This window comes from Peptoniphilus sp. oral taxon 836 str. F0141 (assembly GCF_000179335.1).
GTDB lineage: Bacteria > Bacillota > Clostridia > Tissierellales > Peptoniphilaceae > Peptoniphilus_A > Peptoniphilus_A lacrimalis.
In genome coordinates, this window is record NZ_AEAA01000024.1 from 1 (window position 1) to 2,825 (window position 2,825).

A 2,825-nucleotide genomic window follows, 5' to 3' on the forward strand; every position below is an offset into this window, starting at 1 on the left:
TGTAATGAGAAATTTACTTGTAAATAATGGATGGACTATAATTACAGCCATTAATGTTATTTTATTTTCCATAATGCATTGGCCATGTGGGACAACACTTTTAACAATTCATAAGGAAACTGGATCAATAAAATGGACTGTAATTTCTTTTATCTTGCCTACAGTTTTTGGAATAGTTTCTTGTATATGTTTTACAAGCTTGGCCAAATTATTTTTAGCTATATTTTGAGATTATTTTATTAAATTTTTGAGATGGTAAGATTTGACAGATAAAGTTTTTAAGTATATAATTTAAAAGATTCAAAAGAATCCTTGCATAGTTAAGCTATGCCTTATGTCCACAGGGAGGTGAATTATGAATAAATACGAAGCAGTGATTATGTTTTATCCTGATGTAGAAGAAGAAAAAAGAGAAGCTTCTTTTACAAGAATTAAAGGTATTATGGAAAAACATGGTAAAATCAACAATATCGACGAATGGGGAATGAAAAAACTTGCTTACGAAATTGATTACTACAAAGAAGCTTATTACACTTTTGTAGAATTTGATTGTGATCCTGAAGAAATTCAAGAAATTAACAGAATTGCAAGAATTAGTGACCCTATTATGAGAATTATGGTAATCAAGGTAGAAAAATAAGGAGAAATTATGAATAATGTTTGTTTATTAGGCAGACTTACCAGAGATCCTGAATTGAGATACACACCACAAGGTGGTGTTGCTGTTGTGAGATTTACCCTTGCAGTCAATAGACGTTTAGGCAAAGAAAAAAGACAAGAGATTGAATCTAATCACGGACAAACTGCAGATTTTATTTCTTGTACTGCATGGCGACAAACAGCAGAACTTATAGCAAATTATTGCCACCAAGGTGACCAAATTGCAGTAGAAGGTAGAATTCAAACTGGCTCTTATGAAAAAGATGGCAGAAGAATTTATACTACAGATGTTGTTGTAAATACTATGGATTTTGCGTCTAGAGCTGGTGGAGGAAATTATTCCTCTAACAATTCTTACAATCAAGATTACGGAAATAATAACTATAATCAAGTTCCTAATCAATCTTACAACAATAACAATAATGCAAATAATCCACCTGTAAATTCAGCATATAATAATGATGATTTTTCAAATGGTGACTCCAATTCGGATGATGAGGGATTTTTCCCAATGGATAATGATGACATACCGTTCTAAGGAGGAGTAAAGGTGCAAAGAAGATTTACTAGGAGAAAAAAAGTTGATCCTTTTGAAAAGGATAAAACTAAAAAAATTGACTATAAAGATGTTGATATGTTAAGAAATTATATTTCTGAAAGAGGAAAGATTCTTCCAAGAAGAATTACAGGACTTAATGCAAAACATCAAAGAGAAATGACTGTAGCTATTAAAAGAGCTCGTCAAATCGCACTAATTCCATATAGTGCAGAATAATTAAATGAATAATAATTAAGAGCAAGGTTTTCTACTTGCTCTTATTTTATTTCTTGAAATCAATATTTATTATATTTTTTATGGGAATTAGTTTGTTGTAATATTTGAATATTTTTTGCCCAAATTTGTAAATTCAAGTTTATCAAAGTCTTTGAAGATTCCAAGATCTATAAGTATTCCTATTATTGGTTCATATTCACCTTTATAAGAATAATTTTTTCCAACTTATTTTCATCTATTTTGACGAATAAATCTATCATAAATTTTTTGATTTTATAAATCTTATTTTTTGAATACATATCTCTGTAAAATTCCTTATTAATTAAGGTTGAAAACCAAAGGGCTAATTTTTCATTATAATCTAAGTTTAGATATTTGTATGCATTACTTGAAAGCTCATAAAGACCATGTTTAAATAAATTTTCCTTTTCAAGACTTATTATATTTTTTATTTTAGCAAATTTTAAAAATACCATAAGCTCAGGAAAGTGATATTCTCTTAAATTTTTAACATTTTTTGTTGCCTCTAGTCCTAGCTCTTTAGAAATACTTTTTACAACTGCAGGGGATAATTCTCCGTTTTTGTTTTCGTATAAATAGTAATATTGTATATAGTCTATAAAATTTTCAAATTCATTAATGAATTTTGATTCTTCAAAATATGAATTTTTTATTATATCTAATAAAGTTTCATCTACAAAATAGCCTTCTATAGAGTTTTGTAGCAGATTTTGATATATAAAGGTATTGTCAATTGCCATATCTATAGATTTTATTGGCAAGTCATCAAAATTTTTATTATATTTTTTTATATATAAATAATAGTTTTTAAAGAGCATCAGAGAATTATTTAATTCACTCAAATTGCAAAATTGACCTCTTAAAGAGAGCTCATAATATATTTTTTTAAAATCTAGGTCCTTGTAGGAGGAATAATTCAAATCGTTCTTTTTTAAATATTCATCATATATTAAAGATACATAATACATTATTTCATCTCTATTTAGCTGAAAATTTTTTGTTGAGTTTGAGAGGCTCAAAGAAAATTTATTAAAAAGTTCTTTGTCTTCTTTTGAAAATGCCTTATTTAAAAATCTATTTTCTTGGTCTTCATCAAATCTCTCTTGGACATAGGTTGAATAATCAGATAGGGATGAACCATATACATAAAAAATATTAATAAGATTTTCTTTTAAATAAGATTTCATATCAGCAAATTTTTTTATATTTATTTTTTCGTAGTTTAAATAATCTCTCAAATCTTTAATTAAAAAATCTCTGAATTCATCATTAAAAGATGTATTGACTTGGACAATAACATATTCATTTTGGTACTTAGAAACCCTTAAAAAATAATTATTAAATTCCTTATTGATAAAATGCTGACTAT

General features: G+C 26.9%; 4 protein-coding genes and 1 pseudogene. 4 read left to right on the forward strand and 1 reads right to left on the reverse strand.

All coding sequences use genetic code 11. The annotated features are described in order from the left end of the window. The 4 genes and pseudogenes from HMPREF9131_RS08530 to rpsR all read left to right on the forward strand — a co-directional run. A pseudogene (locus HMPREF9131_RS08530) lies at window positions 1–229 on the forward strand (ferrous iron transporter B); the annotation flags it as partial. Between the two features lie 126 nt (window positions 230–355). Continuing rightward, on the forward strand, window positions 356–640 hold the full coding sequence (rpsF, locus tag HMPREF9131_RS00975) for a 30S ribosomal protein S6 (RefSeq protein ID WP_004825474.1): 285 nt from the start codon (window positions 356–358) through the stop codon (window positions 638–640). Between the two features lie 9 nt (window positions 641–649). Beyond that, on the forward strand, window positions 650–1,198 hold the full coding sequence (locus HMPREF9131_RS00980; protein WP_004825601.1) for a single-stranded DNA-binding protein: 549 nt from the start codon (window positions 650–652) through the stop codon (window positions 1,196–1,198). A gap of 12 nt (window positions 1,199–1,210) precedes the next feature. After that, window positions 1,211–1,435 carry a 30S ribosomal protein S18 gene (rpsR, locus tag HMPREF9131_RS00985; protein ID WP_004825542.1) on the forward strand — a complete coding sequence of 75 codons (225 nt, stop codon included), beginning with the start codon at window positions 1,211–1,213 and terminating at the stop codon, window positions 1,433–1,435. A gap of 182 nt (window positions 1,436–1,617) precedes the next feature. Here the strand turns inward: rpsR and HMPREF9131_RS00990 are convergent. Continuing rightward, window positions 1,618–2,825: hypothetical protein (locus tag HMPREF9131_RS00990; RefSeq protein ID WP_009344871.1), on the reverse strand; the 1,208-nt coding region annotated here is incomplete at its 5' end.

What these genes read in the sequence shown, in the direction of transcription:
- rpsF (WP_004825474.1), top strand. Translation starts at nt 356, where the DNA reads ATGAATAAATACGAAGCAGTGATTATGTTTTATCCTGATGTAGAAGAA.
- HMPREF9131_RS00980 (WP_004825601.1), top strand. Translation starts at nt 650, where the DNA reads ATGAATAATGTTTGTTTATTAGGCAGACTTACCAGAGATCCTGAATTG.